Raw genomic sequence first — 16,386 nt, 5'->3', positions numbered from 1 at the left:
GATAATTGCCCGGGGATATGTATCCCCGCCGTGAGAACAAGGAAACAGGAAAATACGCGGGAGCTTCGAACGAGAGAAATATCGATCAGGACACCGCCCCACGCGATATGTCCATACGCATCCGAGGCCGGTATCCGGGCTCGCAGGATTTGACGCATCGCCTTCCCATGAACTGGAGAATTCACAGTGGCATTAGGAAACCCTGGAGGGTTTCCCTGATACGTCCACGCCTGCTTACCGTTGCGGGGGCAGCCCAGGCATCCGGGGATCTTCATCGATCCCTGACCTGGTTCCCGTTTAACCTGACCACGCGAAGCGGTCGGGCACCTCAAACGAGGCGGCATTCTACCAGAACCGTGGAGTAAATCATGCGAAATGATTTAAAACCCTTGCTGGAAGCTGAGCTGTCTCATATATTCCACACCTTTCCTGAAGCCACATTCGAAAGACCGTGCTAGCAGTTGACTGACTGAGGATTTCCAAACTATAGTGCTTTGATGGAACCGGAACTGGATACTCTAGAAGAAAAAATCACCCAATTCGTACGCTTGTGCCAGCAACTGCGCACCGAGAATATTCAGTTGCGCCAGCAACTGGCAGTTACGACGAGCCACAACCGGATATTGGTGGAAAAAATAGGTGCAGCTACCTCACGGCTCGAGGTTCTTTTGGCGCGCCTTCCTGAGAGCAAAGAATGAATACAGGCACGGGCAAGACCCTGGATGTCACTATCATGGGGCGGGAATTCAGAGTGAGCTGCTCAGATGAAGAGCGCGAGGGGTTGCTGCAAGCGGTAGCCTATCTCAACAAGAAGATGCGCGAAATCAGGGACAGTGGCAAAGTACTCGGCTCCGAGCGCATCACCGTCATGGCAGCCCTGAATATCACCCATGAATTGCTCAAGGCGAGAAGCAAGGAAGGCTTTGACACGGAAGAATTTAGGCGTAGAATCGATCACATGCAGGCAATGCTCGATGCTGCCATGCCGGAGCAGGACAAACTGTTTTAAACCGGAAGTCAGTCTTTGAAGCAACCGAACAGATGTCGCATCTGCGGGTTACGCTGAATACCCGCGGAAGTGGCAAGGGTCGTTCCCTGCGGTGTTTGTTAAGGTCTATATTCTTTGAACCAACTTTTTGAGAAACGGTTGCGAACCAAAGCGATGCTGTTGTGCGCGTCCCATGCGGAAGCGCCTGATGCATCCGGCAAGTGACCACCTTGAACCTTAAGGTTCAAGATAAACGGCCTGACGGCATTTGCGGGGACTTTATTCAGGAAAGGCAAAAAAAGCGGCAATGCCGCTTTTTTTGTTGGCTCCTCCACCCTGGTTGATCTAACCCCGCTGACTCCCCGGATTACGCTTCGCTAGGCTCATCTGCCCAGGAAGAATTCCATCGCTGTACTGGCCTCCCACGTCTTCACGCCTGATCGCACAGTCACCGAAAAGCAAGGTTAGATACCTTGCCAAATCCAATCCGGCGTACTACCTTGAAGTTGAATCAGGCTGAATCACTTTGTGAAAACGTACAAACTTACGGCATCACAACTCTTCAAGAATCGCCATTCCGCCATTGCCGGCTACCAGGCACCGCGGCTTTTATACGGCAATACGTTTGAACGGGACTGCTTCCCAGGTAGTTTTTTAATCCTGTCTGACAAACCCTATCAATTGGAGGCTTATCATGGCACAGCAATTTATTCTGAAAGGGCACCACATCGAGGTCAAGTATACCACCGGTATCACTCCGGGTCTTATCGCACTGACCTATAAAGACGGAACGATATCACATGATTTCAAAACGGATGAGATAACCACTGAGAAAACCAGGCTGGGCTCCCTTGTATCGATCGCCCTGCTGAAGTCAGTCGATATTGGCGGCACCAATTTCGGATTTTTTCTACCTGATGTTCCGACTGATCAGGGGTTCGACTTCACTACCACCGCCATACGGGAGGAATTCAGTGGACCGAACTCCGTTCCGCACCGACCAACAATCTGGCATTGCTTTCCTATGCATGGAACGGTGAAAAGCGTAATCGGCCCGCTCTAAACTTGCCCCCGGCCTGAACGCCGGGGGTTTCTCGGAGTATTTAGATGAATCCACCCAAATGGAATCCAGCTGAGGACCTCGATCCCGATGGCAGTCGTCTGCCAATCAAACTCGACACGACATCCAACGGAGAATTCGCGCCGGTCCCGTTATCGCCTGCAAATCTTGCCGCGAATCGTCTTGCCCACGAAACGGCTGACACAAACGCGAAACGCCTGGGAGTTTCACGGCGGCATTTTCTCATTTCCGCTTGTGGCGCCGCTTCCACCCTTCTTGCATTCAATGCCGCGAATGCTGCCGCGGGCAGGACAGGCGGATTTTTCGATCTGGCAAAGGAAGCCGCGCTCGAACCTGCACTGGCCCAGGCAGGGATCGGTGATAAAGGCGAATTCATTTTTGACGTGCAAGGCCACTTCGTGAACCCGAAAGGCGCGTGGCTGCAAAAGCTTGTCCCCGGTGCAAAACCTTTGAGCCAAATGCCCAAGACCGGGTGCGCCCTTGGGTTGGAGCCAGGTTCTCATAGCTATTTGCAGTGCCTCGGACCGGATGAGTTCATCAAGGATGTGTTCCTTGATTCGGACACGGACATGATGGTGCTCTCTTTCGTGCCATCGCGGCCCGATGCGGAACCGCTTACTATCCAGGAGGCGGACGCAGTGCGCAGGATCGTCGACAAAATGGAAGGAACACACCGACTGCTGCTGCATGGACGCGTCAATCCCAATCAGCAAGGGGACCTGGAACGGATGGATGAGTTGAAGGACCGCTGGGGCGTATCCGCATGGAAGACTTACACACAGTTCGGACCCGAAGGAAAAGGCTACTTTCTGTCGGATGAAACTGGAACGCGCTTTATCGAGAAGGCGCGCAGTCTCGGCGTGAAAGTAATCTGCGTGCACAAGGGCCTGCCTTTCGGCAAGCAATCCTACGAGCACAGTAAATGTACCGACATCGGTGTGGCAGCCAAAAGATTCCCTGACGTTGCATTTCTGGTCTACCACTCGGGTTTTGTAACGAGCTTCCCCGAGGGTCCCTTCCAGGGCCGGGGTGCAGATGACGGCGTCGATACTCTGATCCGCTCACTCATCGACAACGATGTTCCTCCTAACAGCAATGTTTACGCGGAGCTCGGCAGTACCTGGCGATACCTGATGCGCGACCCTGAAACCGCGGCGCACGTGCTGGGAAAGCTGCTGAAGTACTGCGGAGAGGACAACGTGCTGTGGGGAACGGACTCTATCTGGTATGGTTCACCGCAAGACCAGATCCAGGCGTTTCGCGCCTTTCAGATCGCGCCTGAGTTGCGTGCAAAATACGATTACCCGGAAATTACTCCACAACTACGAGCGAAGATTTTTGGTCTCAACGCTGCCAGGGTTTATTCCATCAGTCCGGAGGAAGTAAAAAAATATACCGGGCGTGACCGCATTGCGCACGAACGACTTGCTTACCTCGAACACCCGCAGCCACATTTCCTTACCTACGGACCAAAGACACGGCGCGAGTTCCTCAGTCTATCTGGAGCCGGCCAGCCTTGATCGCCAGATCATTTGAATAAATCACACTGGATTAGTCCTTAATGCATTAATCATGAAAGGGGCGGAATGGACTCACCCAGTAAACTCAAGTCGATCACTTCATCGCAAATTCGTAATCCATAGTAGAAATGCATCTGAATGAGAAGTGAATTAAATAAAGGAGCTGCCATGAATCATCTTTTTTCCTCTGGAAGTAAAAAGCTTCAAGCAATTGTTTTTATCAACACCCTGCTTCTGGGTTCCATAAGTATGGCATATGCTCAGTCGCAAAATATTAACGGTGAAAATACGCGAAAACCGGTAGTAACCGAAGAAAAGCTTTCGAATAAGAGTGATGCAACAAACGAAGCAAAAAAAAAGGAAAAGAAGAAATCAAAGCAAGAGTTGATGAAGACCGAGAATTATAAAGGTGGTCAACCGCCTGAAGGCGGTCGGTTAGGTCAAGGCGGTTTTGTTGATCCCGATTGAATCTAGGCTTAGGACCTATTAATTTGAGGATTCACGAACAGCGCTGGCTGTGATCCACTTATGGTGGAGGTGCGCTATGAGAGATCTGTTTTACCTGTCCGAAACACAGTTCAGCCGTATAAAGCCTTATTTTCCCTTGTCCCACGGGGTTCGGCGGGTTGATGATCTGCGGGATCATTTACGTGATCCGCAATGGTCTGCAATGGAAGGATGCACCCAGGGAATACGGGCCGCACAAGACGCTGTATAACCGTTTCGTGCGCTGGAGCCGAATGGGCGTGTTCAACTACATCTTTGCGGAACTGGCCGGTAAAGAGGAGAAGGCCGAGCAGTTGATGATCGACGCCACGCATCTAAAAGCCCACCGCACGGCAGCCAGCCTGTTAAAAAAGGGGATGTTCCCCGCCGTATCGGTCGCACGAAGGGCGTCCTGAATTCAAAGCTTCATTTGGTCTGCAACGCTCAGGGCAGGCCTGTGGCCATGCTCCTGTCCGAAGGGCAGATGAGCGATTACAAGGGAGCACGCATGCTGCTGCCTTCATTGCCCAAAGCCAAAACCGTGATTGCAGACCGCGGCTATGACGATGACTGGTTCCGGAGCGTTGCGTGCTAAAGGCATAACACCCTGCATACCGACAAAAAGGAATCGCAAAATCCAGGTCGAATACGACAAGACCCTCTACAGGCAAAGGCACAGGATCGAGAATATGTTCGGCAGGCTCAAGGACTGGCGGCGCATCGCCACGCATTACGACCGTTGCGCCCACACCTTCTTCTCCGCCATCTGTATCGCCGCTACCGTCATCTTCTATCTCAATTAATGCGTCCTGAGCCTAAAGGTCTCCCCACTCATCTTCTTTCGCCGCGCGATGAAACCAACCAGGCCAAGGCCTGTAAGAACGAGCGCATAAACGTCCGGCTCCGGGATGGGCGATGTGATAGCGATGACCTGGCCTGCGTTATTAATAGCGAGAGCTGAGGTCCAAGAAAATCCCACGGGCGGCGTAATCAGCGAATTGAGGTCCATCATGCCAGTGCCATTGGCGCCGGTGATGAAAGCATGTTTGCCTCCAGCCGTATCAGATTCTCCCACCACTTGTCCCGCATCGTTGATATCAGATGCAGAACTCTTTGTTCCGCCCAAAGTGCCAAGGTCTCTCATGTCCATCCCGTCTGAGCCGGTGATGAAAGCATGCAAACCGTGTTCCGAAGCAGAAAAACCCACCACCTGTCCGGCAGCATTGATGTCAGATGCAGAACTGAATGATCCACCCAAAGTGCCAAGGTCTCTCATACCCGTCCCGTTGGGGCCGGTGATGAAAGCGTGGTTAAAACCTTCAGTCGTGTCAGACTGCCCCACCACCTGTCCAGCATCGTTGATATCAGATGCAGAACTGTTTGTTCCGCCCAAAGTGCCAAGGTCTCTCATACCCGTCCCGTTGGGGCCGGTGATGAAAGCATGCAAACCGTGTTCCGAGGCAGAAAAACCCACCACCTGCCCGGCCCCGTTGATACCCAAAGCACGGCTCTCGCCCGGATAATCGTCGAGAGTGCCAAGGTCTCTCATACGCATCCCCGGGACGGCGATAAAAGCATGTACAACGGGTTCCGTCCAAGCACTACCCACCACCTGCGCTGCGCTGTTGACGTCATTTGCCCAGCTCCAGTCACTGCCCAAATGGCCCAGATCTCTAATACCCACCCCATTGGGGCCGGTGATGAAAGCATATTGACCAAAAAAAAACGGGCCATACGCTCCCACCACCTGCCCCGCGTCGTTGATGGCGGAAGCGTAACCGCCGTTGAAAGTGCCTAAACCGGTTACCGTCTTCTTATTAAGATCGATCAAATAGTATGGACGTTCTTCTTCTTGTGCGGAGGCGCTGGTGCCGAAACCCAGACCAGCAGAAAATGCTGCAGCGAGGATAAAGCCACGGACTTTGAAGCCAAGAGTGATTTTCATGATGGATCTCCTTCTGTTTACTTCAATAACAGGATGGGGCTGCCAGGCTGCAATAAACACATTTTTACTTAAAGATAGATAGAGGATTTGGATTTGTCCAGGAACACGAAATTGTTTTCCAAGTGGCACCGCCAGCTGCAGCCTAAAGACTGCTACAGCAAGCCCTAAATTCGATTATTTTCGATCATCGGTACTCTGGAACCACCTGAGCAGGAAAACGAATACAGGCCATTCTGCAGCGTTTTGGCCGTTAATCTATTTCACTGCCTTAAACGCTGACCAAACTTTATATCTATGCTTGCCCTGTCTACCATTACGCATTGACCCTACCCCGATAAACCGTACCGGCGCATTCAACCGGTCAGTGCAACACCTATTGATTCTTGATTTGTAGAGGTGTGCAATGACTGGCGTATATGGTGGCATGACTGATGAACGCAAAGCGTGTATTTGGCGGTTATGGCAGCAAGGGGTTGCTATGAGTGTAATTGCTAGGCTCAGGACCTATTAATTTTGGGATTCACGGAAGTGAGCGGATGTGATTCACTTATGTCAGGAGGAGTTGCCATGAGTGATCTTTTTATGCTGTCAGAGAAACAATTCAACCGCATAAAGCCTTATTTTCCCTTGTCCCATGGGGTGGCGCGTGTGGATGATTTGCGGGTGCTCAGCGGGATTATTTACGTGATAAAGAACGGCCTGCAATGGAAGGACGCTCCCAAAAGCTACGGCCCGCACAAGACGCTCTACAATCGCTTCATGCGCTGGAGCAAGATGGGTATATTCAACCGCATTTTTGCGGAACTGGCTGGCAAAGAGGAAACGCCCGATCGGCTAATGATTGACGCCACACATCTGAAGGCGCACCGTACGGCAGCCAGCCTTTTAAAAAAGGGGATGTTCCCCGCCGTATCGGTCGCACCAAGGGCGGCTTGAATTCAAAACTCCATGCCGTGTGCGACAGAAGGGGCAAGCCTGTTGCCCTGCTGCTCTCCGAAGGGCAGATGAGCGATTACAAGGGTGCGGCCCTGTTGTTGCCTGTTCTACCCAAGGCAAAAGAGTTGCTGGGGGATCGCGGCTATGATGCTGACTGGTTCAGGGCAGCCCTCAGAGAAAAGGGTATTACGCCCTGCATTCCCCCGAAGAAGAACCGTAAAACCCAGATCGAATACGACAGGGAACTCTACAAGCAACGCCACAAGGTAGAAAATATGTTCGGCAGGCTCAAGGACTGGCGACGCATCGCCATGCGTTATGACCGTTGCGCCCACACCTTCTTCTCCGCCATCTGTATCGCCGCTACCGTCATCTTCTATCTCAATTAATGAGTCCTGAGCCTAGTCTGATATAGTGCAGGTCACTCTTCCCTGGAGGCTTGCACTTTCAGGGAATTACTGTATTCCTGCTTAGCTGCTACTTGAAATTATCCGGGAACCAGCGAAGGCTGGTATCGTACCGAGCATCCATGTAATCAGGCTTGATGGTCCGTCTGGGGGAAATCGAAGGCCGAGACAGATCAGACTCTAACCCACCGATAAGGCGGGGGATTGTGATCAACAGAGGGAGAAGAAGGATTAATGAGGGCTAGGCCTACGCTGGGCCCTGTACTTTTTTCCCAGTTCACTACCGATTCAGGAAAACCCACGAGCTCTTCTTCGTACACATAGGGGGCTAAAGAACCATAAGTTTCTTTCGAATCGCAGGCTAGATTAGAAATAATGTTATTCATGCGCTCGATATAACCCTCTTTAGTCCTTATATACACAGCGTATTTAAACACCTGTTCACTCCTGTGCGGATTTGGTTCGCACATCGTACTGCAGGTTTATTACGATATTTTTAAGGGCATGGGAACTGTTCATGGGAGACAGCCGCTGTCGCCGCGCATGACGAGTGAGAACATGTTGGGGGCTTCAACAGGCAGCAATAAAAGGCCTTGGTATCGTATCGCTTCCCGACTATATCTGCCGTAATGCGGTGCATGCCGTTTAACGCCTCCTGGAAAACAGTTCAACTTATCAAAACTGTCTACCGAAGTCGTTAAATTCATACTTAATCTCTGAATGTAATCAAATCAAGTATGGCAATTGAGCCGGACATAACGGAACGGGTCACGGCTAATTTTATGCGGATTTACTTTTGCGGCGAAAAACAAGAAGATTGGCTGTCAAGGTTTGTACGACTTCCCCATTCTGGTTTTTGGTTTCAGTGCGGACCGTGACAATGCCGCGATCATCATGCGACCGTGAAGGTTTGACGGCGCTGACTTCACCTTCGATGTGAATGGCATCATTAGCGCGCACCGGATTGGGCCACGCCGCTTCGCCACCAAGTCCGATCGTGCCATCCCCTATAGGGAAGGCTTCAAGCAGCAACCGCATCGTCATGGCTGCCGTGTGCCAGCCGCTGGCGATCAGGCCGCCAAACAAAGTTTGACTTGCCAGGGCGGCGTCAATATGGAAAGGTTGGGGATCGAATTGCCTGGCAAAAGCAATAATTTCTTGTTCCTGCACGACACGTGGATCTCCAGCGAAGCGCAGCCCTACTTTCATATCGTCCAGATAACGGGCAGGTGGTGCATCCCGAGGAAGGGGCATTGCTGTCACCTCATTTTCTAGCTTATTCAATAGTCAAACCACATGGACAATGCCCGAACTTTTTCTTCCGTATAAGGCGGAAAGAGATGGTCGATAGCGACATCCGGTGGCGAGATCGGCATGGATTTAGCGTTCAACTGATCGAATCCATACTTCCCATGATAGTGACCCGTGCCTGATGGCCCGACACCTCCGAACGGCATAGTTTCTATGAACAGATGAATATTGACCTGATTCACCGCGCCGCTTCCAAATGACAACTTGCCCACAAAACGGTCGATTGTTTTTTGATCTCTACTGAAGATAAAGGCCGCCAAGGGACGCGGCGTGGACGCAATTTTAGCGAAAGCCTCATCCAGCGTTTTGTAATTAAACCACTGGACCAGAATCTGCTTTCCCGAGACCTCATAGTTCCACACGACTGGCCCTTCACCCAGTGACCCCACCGGTTGACGTTCCTCTCTAAGATCCTGACCCGAGCATCTATTCTCCACTTAGCAACAATTTAGGGACGACCTCGACGATGCCGGCAGCCGTGAATATTTCCTCGCGGCTCATGCTCGCCACAGTGTGACGCCAGCTTTCCATCCAACGGGATCGCGTAAAGTCGACGGACAAATGGCCATTATCGATCAGCCAGACCAGTCTTCGGATGACATCCTGAACCCGGAGCGTCCCACCAGGAATATCAAAATATTGCAACACGAGCTTCCCGCGAATGGCGCAGAAGTCGATTTCCTTGAATGTGCGAAGCGCAAGGATCGTATAGTCGATTAGCGATTGCCAATAGATGTCGTCGTATCTTTTCCAGGATGGAATATGAAAGCGGTTATAGGCCGACTTGCATTTTCCTCTCTGCGGGAAGTCGCGCTCGAGCAAGACCTGTACAGGCAGGAGCTGATCTTCCGAGATTTGCGACAGAATGACATACAAGCGTTCCCGCTGCTGAACCCTCACAATTTTTTCGATTTGCTCAAGCAGGTGGCCTTGCCCTGGTTCATGGCTCACCGTTTCCAGAATATCCTGGAAGGTTAAATAAGACCGGGAAGGGTCTGTCTGCGCCGCTGAATCAGAATGTGTGTTCATGTGCACCCCCACAATGGTTTGCTGAGCTGCCAGATAGATTGATGTCTCTTATTGGAGAATTCTAGTATCGTATGTTGGATTAAGCAGAGAATTTTACCGCCCTGCTTGCTGCGATTACACCAAAATTGCAATCGAAGCGCCCAATTCCCGGTACTCTACGTCAGCCAATTTTCCCAATTTCTTCTCCCTGTTCGCATGCGCGCTCGGCTTGAATACAGCGTTCCGATTCCCGGCCCAATACCTGCACGCCCTCTCCAAAGCTTTTCGCTCACTTTTTCCACTCAACAGACCAACACGCGCCAGCGTTGCCAGCCATTGGGCATCGCCGACATCGGTCTTGCGCGTTTTTGACGTGCCACGCATTACACTGGTGGATGCGGTTAAGCTGCACAATTTCAGTGCATTCAATTGGACATTTTCTCAACATTTACTATGCTTTAGTTCTATAGTCCACTCGAGTATTTAGTGCTGGAGCCGCCTGATGCGAGAAATGATCATCTCCAGAAGCGTTATTTCTCTCGTTCTTATCCTGGTGGGGATACTCATTACGCTATCAAGCGCCGAAGTCAAAGCGGTGCCCAGCTTTGCGCGCCAGACCAGCATGCCGTGCAGCACGTGCCATGTGCAGGCTTTTGGACCGCTCCTTACGTCTATCGGACGCAATTTCAAGCTATCCGGTTACACCGATGTGAACCCCGATAGAACCAAATTCATCCCGATCGCCGGCATGATACGCGGCTCGTTTACACATACCAATAACGGCCAACCTGGCGGGGCGGCTGACCGCTTCGGCCCCAACAATAACGCAACTATCGACGAAGCCTCGATTTTTTATGCTGGCCGCATTACGTCCAAGATCGGCGCTTTCGCGCAGGGGACCTATGATGGCGTAAGCAATACGGGAGCACTCGATAACACCGATATCCGTTTTGCGAATTACGCCAACCTGGCCGGTAATCGCCTCGTTTATGGCGTTTCTGTGAATAATAACCCTACCGTTCAGGATCTCTGGAACACCACCCCTGCCTGGGGTTTCCCTTGGGCGTCATCCCCACTTGCCCCCACGCCTGCTGCGGGACTATTCATTGAATCTCTTGGCAGCCAAGTCGTCGGTGCAACGGTCTATACGATGTGGAATGATATGTTATACGTTGAGGGAGGGGGCTACACCAGCCTTCCGCGGAACGTTCAGCAAGGGATTGGAACGTTTGACGCGGGACAAAACCGGATCGATGGCGGTGCGCCTTATTGGCGGGTGGCGCTACAAAACAACTGGCAAGGCCATTACGGTGCCATCGGCTCCTTCGGCATGAGAGCGAATGCCAATCCACAGCGGATTCAAGGTGCGGGTATCGACCAGTACACCGATTTCGGGTTTGACGCCACCTACCAATATCTGGCGAATCCCAAGCATATCCTTGAACTCAACGCCACTTACATCCGGGAGCACCGCGACCTGAATGCCAGCGCGGGATTGGGATTTGCAGAAAAAAGACATGGCAGCCTGGACGTGGTTCGCGTCAGAAGCGGATATACCTTCCTCCAGACTTATTCGCTCAATTTGGCTTATGCCCAGACCTCGGGGACACGGGATAATGTCATATACTCTCCCGATCCTGTTAACGGCAGTTTATCAGGCAAGCCGAATAGTCAGGCATTTACGGTCGAGGTGAGCTATATCCCATTCGGCAAGAGTACTTCCGTCCTGTCCACGTTTGCGAACCTCAAACTTACGGCGCAGTACATTCATTACTTCCAGTTCAACGGAGGTTTTCGCAATTATGACGGCTTCTCCCGCAATGCGCCCGGTAACGATACGGTATATCTGAACGGCTGGATGGCGTTCTAAGAGAATTCCTGGATAAATCTCCCGGTGCGAGCGGCAAGGGGCTCGCATTTTTAACCTGCGTCTCGCCAACGGGTTCGGCGATCAGCTCCTGGCGACCTGCCTCAATCCGGCGATCCTGTTCATCCGATTAGACGCTAATTTTCGCTATACACGAGCACCCGCTATCGCTCTACATCGATTGGAATGTCATCGGAGCATCAAGGTATTATCCGCCGCCAGTTCCACCGACGTACCCAGCTTCTTCCCCTCTCTGTTCAGGACATTCTTCAGCCAGGAAGCATCGTCATCAGATGTCAGATTCAATCTGAAATGCCTGACCTGCATGGGCACCATCGACAGGCTGACCAGCTTACCCGTTTTCGGTTCCGCGCTCACGAAATACATCAACGTCAGGTCACCCCGATAAGCCTCGTGCCCCGAGATGCCCTCGTAATCGTTCAGGAAGTCGCCGCATCCATAAAGAATGAGTTTTCCCTTGTAAACCTCGATTCCCTTCACATGATGCGACGAATGACCGTGGATGACGTCAACACCCGCCTCATCGATCAGGCCATGTGCAAAGTCCTGTTGCTCGGCTGGAATTGCATAACCCCAGTTATTGCCCCAATGAATCGAAGCAATCACAATGTCATCCGAGAGGCGGACCTGTTTTATTCTGTCGCGAATTTCCCGAACCGTTTTTGCTGAAAAATCGGGCAGCAGATTCACGCCTGGCCGGTCTGCCCGAGCTGCCCAGCTCCAGGGTATACCGCTTGTTTCCGATCCAAATGAAAAAACCAGGACCCTCCCCTTTCCAGAAACGGCGAACTCGGCAGGTTTCTGTGCCTCTTGAATGTTCAGGCCGGCGCCGGCTATTTTTATATCGGCTTGTTTGAGTGTTTTCAGCGTCTCGGCAAGACCTTCATACCCCCAGTCCAGGACATGGTTGTTCGCCAGCACACAGCAATCGATTTGCGCAGCAGTGATACAGAGGATATTGTCGGGATTCATGCGGTAGTTGACTGCCTTGTCCTGTACGTCGTCACTGCGGGTAACTGCGGTTTCGAGGTTAATGATGCGAACATCGGGTTTTCTGCGTGCCAGTTCGGCAAGCGCATCTCCCCAGATATAGGAAAAGAGGACAGGTTGCGGAATCGGCCCGCTTGCCTCTTCGGCAAGCTCGACATAGCCTGTTGCGCTTTTCATGTACCCCTCAAAAAGGATGGGGTTGCCCGGATTAGGCAAGACCTGGTCTATACCTCTGCCCGTCATGACATCGCCACAGAGAAACAACTTGATTGGAGCATGGCCGCCCGGCGATTGAGGTCCAGGAGCGGTCTGATCACCACTCTTTACAGAAATCTGGAAACCGTCCGTCACGGCTTGGGCGTAAAGCGGACCTACCGCCATGGCGAGCCCCGCCGAAAGTGTAGAGACGATGAATTCACGTCGTTCCATCTGATGCCTAGCGTTTTCAGGCTTCACGGCAGCAATTCACTTGGACTGCAAGCTCTATCACGGGTGGTAGTCGGAATACGTTTGCTAATGCCATTTTCCGCCCTCATTGCCATAAGAAGTTCAACAAATTGCACTGTCATGAGCTTGATCACTTACTCCAGTTTACTCCGTGTCCCTGATGGGCACTGAGAAGCGAACGTGTTCACACGCACGCCTGATCTGCGGTAACAAATCCGAAAATGCACTTTGCCAAATCAACATGGGCATATACTATTAATCTTCATTATGGATGCGCCTCCCATCTTTGCAGTGGAATATGCGGATTTCCACCCGATACGAAACGCGTTTCAGGAACACATGACCGTTCCCCTGATATAGTGATAGTGTTGTTGACCAGACCACCTCTTCGGAATAATAAATATCATGAAATTCCACACCATCGAATTGCATGTCACTGTTCTCATTCTCCTGATGGTACTTGGCGGGTGTGCGCCGTTTGTACAGTATCGGACGGAGTATGATTTATGCGTTAATCCGACCCCGGAATTGTCTCAGGACTGCGAAAACCACGCGATCCTGGAATTTCCCACAGCAGATGGAGCTCGGTATCTCTTAAATTTTATTGAATTCGATGATCAAGGCCAGCTTTGGGATCGAAAGCAAATGTGGTCCGTTATCGATAAGCTTTCGGCTGAAGCCGCCAGCAAAGATTTGCTGATAACAGTATTCGTTCATGGCTGGAAGCATAATGCGGGGCATGCCGACAAAAATATCCAGACTTTTCGTAATGTTCTTGCCGGATTGAGTGAGAACGAACTTCTTATCAGCCAAAAAACGGGGCGACCGGCACGACAGGTAGCCGGTATTTATTTAGCCTGGCGCGGTGAGTCCATTACCATGCCCGTGGTTGAGGATCTGACCTTCTGGGACCGGAAAAATACCGCACAGAAAGTCAGCCGGGGCGGCGTTACTGAGGTATTGAGCCGCCTCGAACTACTCAAGCGCGTTAAGGAAAATGTCTCGGAGGGTAACAGCAACACTCGCCTGGTGATTGTCGGGCACAGCTTCGGCGGAGCCATCGTACATGCCTCATTGGTTCAAATACTCGAAAATCGGTTCGTTCGCACAATGGGGCCGGTGGGCGTGCAGAGCGACGTGGAAGGGTTTGGGAATCTGGTTGTGCTCATAAACCCCGCCTTCGAAGCCTTACAATTTGCATCGCTCAGTGATATGTCCACGGAGCGTGGCACTTACTTCAAGTCCCAATTGCCTGTCATGGCCATACTGACATCCGAGGCCGATAAGGCCCTTCGCAACTCGTTTCCCATTGGCCGCCATCTGTCTACCTTTTTTGAGAAGGATCGCGATATCAGGCGAACGAATGCCGTAACCCAGCAGGAAGAAATCATCGACGAGGGCGAGGCAAATGTAACCGCTGTTGGCCTCTTCCAGCCGTATGAGACTCACAGGCTCTATCCGTCCCACGATCTGCCAAAGGGAGTTGCGGGCCAATCGAGCAGTAGTGAGAGTGTCAGTTCCGGCCTGGCAGCAAAGTCCGCATGGGAAGACGACAAACCTGGCAGCAAGATTCCTATTGCGAGCCTTACACTGGAAAGGAGCAACATATCAGCTCCACGCAATCCCTACCTCGTTATTGGAGTCGATAAAAACCTGATTACGGATCATACTCACATTGATGACGGCCGCATTATCGAATTTATCAAGCAGCTTATTCTCATCTCGACCACCAGCCCCTGAATAAAGCAGTATGGTGCGTAAGCTTCGCGTTTGAGAGGAAACCTGTTTTCAGGAAGAAGGCATCCAGCCAGGCAAGGTCAAGCCGACGTATAAACCCCCACGCTGATCGGAAGGCGTATTCCTGTCCAGAACATCCCGAAATGTTCCCGTGCTCTGGATTGCGGCCCAGCCCGGAGCGGAAAAGGTTTCTTCGTTATAAACGTACTGTGACAGCAAGGGATTGGTCAAAGCCTGGGAGAAAGCGTCCACCGCCACCATTCGGAGCATGAGTGATGGCAGGGGGGAATCTTCCACCAGATCCTCGGCAAACAGGCCGACGTAAAAATCGATGTCCTCTACGCGCCGATACGTCTTTCTCAGGAAATCGACAACTCTTGGATCCGTGGAGATATCCCCGAAATCCTGGGGACGCTCCAGGGAAACATAATGACGATAATCGGTGTAGGGGGCCAATTCTGCCAGACGGCCCTGCTCTATTGCCCGGGTCTCGATTTCCCATAAGAACTCAGCCGTGTTGAAAGGGCCGAGACGACCGGCACGCTGACTGCTCATGTCGGCAAAGGCGCGTCGCAACCCTCCGTCCAGCAGCAGCTTGTTATTCATGGAAGTTTCTCCCAGGAGATACGAGTGCCCGTTCCAGGTGATGGCATCTGGAACGAGTGAATGCCAGCGATACAGCAAACTGAATTCGGTCGTGATCCAGTTCGGTTTGTTCCAGGGGGCATTCCAGGCCACTGAAGGGTCGGCCCGATATGGCACCAGGGGGGAGATATGGCTGATGTACTCCTCCACGATAATCTTGATGAAGATCACGATGACGTTATTCCTGGCAGTCTGAAAAACGCGCTCATCATCCCACTGGGGGTGCGCGCGTTCTATTTCGCCTGCAAGCCGGTTATGCTCCCGCAGAAACAAGGTATTCAACATCGCCACCTGGGGAACGGCATTTGTTCGATCCCCTCCAAAGGCAAAAATATGCGCGCGCAACTCTTCCCGGCGTTCAGGCACTCTATCCAATGCTTCCTCCAATCCGAGGGGCTCATCGAGAACAGCAAATTCCTGCTTCAGTATTCCGTTATCGAAAAGGAAAGGGGAAAACTCCTCTCCGCCGATAAACTGGGACTTCAATCGGCCCCGTTCGCCTTTCGCTCCGCTTTTGACACGAAGGGCGGCCGTCTGCTCTGCCAGCCTTCCGTATAGCGGACACATATCGATCTGGTGATTGGATGTATTTTGCAGCCGAACTGTCTCGGGTTCTCCTGCTTTAGGCATGCGCGTGCGGATAAAACCGTCGGTCAGATATTGGGCAACCGCGGGAAAGAGCAGGGTGGATTTGTCGGACAATCGGTGCTCTCCGCCCTGCTGCCTGAAAAGCCCGAGCAGTTCGCTGGAAGACGGAAGCTGTGCCGGCTGCTTCTTCGCCGGCAAATGACGCGCGCTCCAGTGCTGATCTGTAAGCGCAGTCCAGGAGGTATAGGGGTGAACGGTGCTCCAGGGATGCGGTCGGTGGCGGCAAACATTTACTACCCGATTGATTGCGAATGCGTTTAATTTCCTGCCCAACCACGGCCAGCTTTCACCTATCCGCCACAGGAGTTTCAGAAGACGATTCATTAACTTATTGTTTATCATTGCTCCT

Annotated in this window: 15 protein-coding genes, 1 other RNA gene, 1 pseudogene and 1 riboswitch; of the genes and pseudogenes, 10 read left to right on the top strand and 7 right to left on the bottom strand. The window is 52.0% G+C overall.

Going from position 1 to position 16,386, the window contains the following annotated elements:
• Positions 1–108: 108 nt before the first annotated feature.
• A riboswitch (cobalamin riboswitch) is annotated at positions 109–346 on the bottom strand.
• A 151-nt stretch (positions 347–497) separates the two neighbouring features.
• From ACZ5BW_RS03320 to ACZ5BW_RS03290, 7 genes and pseudogenes are all read left to right on the top strand, one after another.
• Positions 498–698 carry a hypothetical protein gene (locus ACZ5BW_RS03320; RefSeq protein ID WP_464542494.1) on the top strand — a complete coding sequence of 67 codons (201 nt, stop codon included), beginning with the start codon at positions 498–500 and terminating at the stop codon, positions 696–698.
• On the top strand, positions 695–1,009 hold the full coding sequence (locus ACZ5BW_RS03315; protein ID WP_464542492.1) for a cell division protein ZapA: 315 nt from the start codon (positions 695–697) through the stop codon (positions 1,007–1,009). Before ACZ5BW_RS03320 ends, ACZ5BW_RS03315 begins: the two co-directional genes overlap by 4 nt.
• Positions 1,010–1,089: 80 nt before the next feature.
• Positions 1,090–1,269: non-coding RNA, 6S RNA (gene ssrS, locus ACZ5BW_RS03310), on the top strand.
• A gap of 413 nt (positions 1,270–1,682) precedes the next feature.
• Positions 1,683–2,051: a hypothetical protein gene (locus tag ACZ5BW_RS03305; protein WP_464542489.1), complete on the top strand. Its 369-nt coding sequence runs from the start codon at positions 1,683–1,685 to the stop codon at positions 2,049–2,051.
• Between the two features lie 44 nt (positions 2,052–2,095).
• Positions 2,096–3,589, top strand: a complete 1,494-nt coding sequence (locus ACZ5BW_RS03300) for an amidohydrolase family protein (protein ID WP_464542486.1) — start codon at positions 2,096–2,098, stop codon at positions 3,587–3,589.
• A gap of 168 nt (positions 3,590–3,757) precedes the next feature.
• Positions 3,758–4,057, top strand: coding sequence for a hypothetical protein (locus ACZ5BW_RS03295; protein WP_464542484.1), 300 nt, complete (start codon positions 3,758–3,760; stop codon positions 4,055–4,057).
• A gap of 76 nt (positions 4,058–4,133) precedes the next feature.
• A pseudogene (locus ACZ5BW_RS03290) lies at positions 4,134–4,878 on the top strand (IS5 family transposase).
• Here the strand turns inward: ACZ5BW_RS03290 and ACZ5BW_RS03285 are convergent.
• Complete coding sequence (locus tag ACZ5BW_RS03285; protein ID WP_464542482.1) at positions 4,875–6,020, bottom strand: HAF repeat-containing protein; 1,146 nt, start codon at positions 6,018–6,020, stop codon at positions 4,875–4,877. The pseudogene ACZ5BW_RS03290 and the gene ACZ5BW_RS03285 overlap by 4 nt on opposite strands.
• A 567-nt stretch (positions 6,021–6,587) precedes the next feature.
• On the opposite strand from ACZ5BW_RS03285, the gene ACZ5BW_RS03280 reads away from it, so the two are divergent.
• A protein-coding gene (locus ACZ5BW_RS03280) for an IS5 family transposase (protein WP_464542480.1) occupies positions 6,588–7,345 on the top strand; the annotation gives its coding sequence in 2 pieces (ribosomal slippage) (positions 6,588–6,921 and positions 6,921–7,345; 759 coding nt in all).
• A gap of 798 nt (positions 7,346–8,143) precedes the next feature.
• Here ACZ5BW_RS03280 and ACZ5BW_RS03275 read toward each other — a convergent pair.
• From ACZ5BW_RS03275 to ACZ5BW_RS03260, 4 genes are all read right to left on the bottom strand, one after another.
• A complete protein-coding gene (locus ACZ5BW_RS03275; protein WP_464542478.1) occupies positions 8,144–8,617 on the bottom strand; it encodes a MaoC family dehydratase in 474 nt (157 codons plus the stop codon).
• Positions 8,618–8,643: 26 nt separating this feature from the next.
• Positions 8,644–9,063 carry an aldehyde dehydrogenase family protein gene (locus tag ACZ5BW_RS03270; protein WP_464542476.1) on the bottom strand — a complete coding sequence of 140 codons (420 nt, stop codon included), beginning with the start codon at positions 9,061–9,063 and terminating at the stop codon, positions 8,644–8,646.
• 37 nt (positions 9,064–9,100) lie between these two features.
• Positions 9,101–9,703 (bottom strand): hypothetical protein, encoded by a 603-nt coding sequence (locus ACZ5BW_RS03265; RefSeq protein ID WP_464542474.1) that lies wholly within the window; start codon positions 9,701–9,703, stop codon positions 9,101–9,103.
• A 114-nt stretch (positions 9,704–9,817) separates the two neighbouring features.
• Positions 9,818–10,111, bottom strand: coding sequence for a hypothetical protein (locus ACZ5BW_RS03260; protein ID WP_464542472.1), 294 nt, complete (start codon positions 10,109–10,111; stop codon positions 9,818–9,820).
• A 73-nt stretch (positions 10,112–10,184) separates the two neighbouring features.
• On the opposite strand from ACZ5BW_RS03260, the gene ACZ5BW_RS03255 reads away from it, so the two are divergent.
• Positions 10,185–11,552 carry a cytochrome C gene (locus tag ACZ5BW_RS03255; protein WP_464542470.1) on the top strand — a complete coding sequence of 456 codons (1,368 nt, stop codon included), beginning with the start codon at positions 10,185–10,187 and terminating at the stop codon, positions 11,550–11,552.
• 186 nt (positions 11,553–11,738) lie between these two features.
• Here ACZ5BW_RS03255 and ACZ5BW_RS03250 read toward each other — a convergent pair whose 3' ends face one another.
• Entirely contained in the window at positions 11,739–12,989 is a 1,251-nt protein-coding gene (locus ACZ5BW_RS03250) for a CapA family protein (RefSeq protein ID WP_464542468.1), read from the bottom strand.
• Between the two features lie 423 nt (positions 12,990–13,412).
• Between ACZ5BW_RS03250 and ACZ5BW_RS03245 the strand changes: the two genes are divergently transcribed.
• Complete coding sequence (locus ACZ5BW_RS03245; RefSeq protein ID WP_464542466.1) at positions 13,413–14,747, top strand: alpha/beta hydrolase; 1,335 nt, start codon at positions 13,413–13,415, stop codon at positions 14,745–14,747.
• 48 nt (positions 14,748–14,795) lie between these two features.
• On the opposite strand, the gene ACZ5BW_RS03240 is transcribed toward ACZ5BW_RS03245, so the two are convergent.
• A complete protein-coding gene (locus tag ACZ5BW_RS03240; protein WP_464542464.1) occupies positions 14,796–16,361 on the bottom strand; it encodes a peroxidase family protein in 1,566 nt (521 codons plus the stop codon).
• Positions 16,362–16,386: the final 25 nt, after the last annotated feature.

It is taken from the genome of Nitrosospira sp. TNL300 (genome assembly GCF_055385915.1).
This window is presented reverse-complemented; position numbering and strand designations above follow the sequence as displayed.

Coding starts and splice junctions, on each gene's coding strand:
- ACZ5BW_RS03255 (WP_464542470.1), top strand. CDS start 10,185: ATGCGAGAAATGATCATCTCCAGAAGCGTTATTTCTCTCGTTCTTATC.
- ACZ5BW_RS03295 (WP_464542484.1), top strand. CDS start 3,758: ATGAATCATCTTTTTTCCTCTGGAAGTAAAAAGCTTCAAGCAATTGTT.
- ACZ5BW_RS03305 (WP_464542489.1), top strand. CDS start 1,683: ATGGCACAGCAATTTATTCTGAAAGGGCACCACATCGAGGTCAAGTAT.
- ACZ5BW_RS03245 (WP_464542466.1), top strand. CDS start 13,413: ATGAAATTCCACACCATCGAATTGCATGTCACTGTTCTCATTCTCCTG.
- ACZ5BW_RS03250 (WP_464542468.1), bottom strand. CDS start 12,989: ATGGAACGACGTGAATTCATCGTCTCTACACTTTCGGCGGGGCTCGCC.
- ACZ5BW_RS03315 (WP_464542492.1), top strand. CDS start 695: ATGAATACAGGCACGGGCAAGACCCTGGATGTCACTATCATGGGGCGG.
- ACZ5BW_RS03275 (WP_464542478.1), bottom strand. CDS start 8,617: ATGCCCCTTCCTCGGGATGCACCACCTGCCCGTTATCTGGACGATATG.
- ACZ5BW_RS03320 (WP_464542494.1), top strand. CDS start 498: ATGGAACCGGAACTGGATACTCTAGAAGAAAAAATCACCCAATTCGTA.
- ACZ5BW_RS03265 (WP_464542474.1), bottom strand. CDS start 9,703: ATGAACACACATTCTGATTCAGCGGCGCAGACAGACCCTTCCCGGTCT.
- ACZ5BW_RS03285 (WP_464542482.1), bottom strand. CDS start 6,020: ATGAAAATCACTCTTGGCTTCAAAGTCCGTGGCTTTATCCTCGCTGCA.
- ACZ5BW_RS03240 (WP_464542464.1), bottom strand. CDS start 16,361: ATGAATCGTCTTCTGAAACTCCTGTGGCGGATAGGTGAAAGCTGGCCG.
- ACZ5BW_RS03300 (WP_464542486.1), top strand. CDS start 2,096: ATGAATCCACCCAAATGGAATCCAGCTGAGGACCTCGATCCCGATGGC.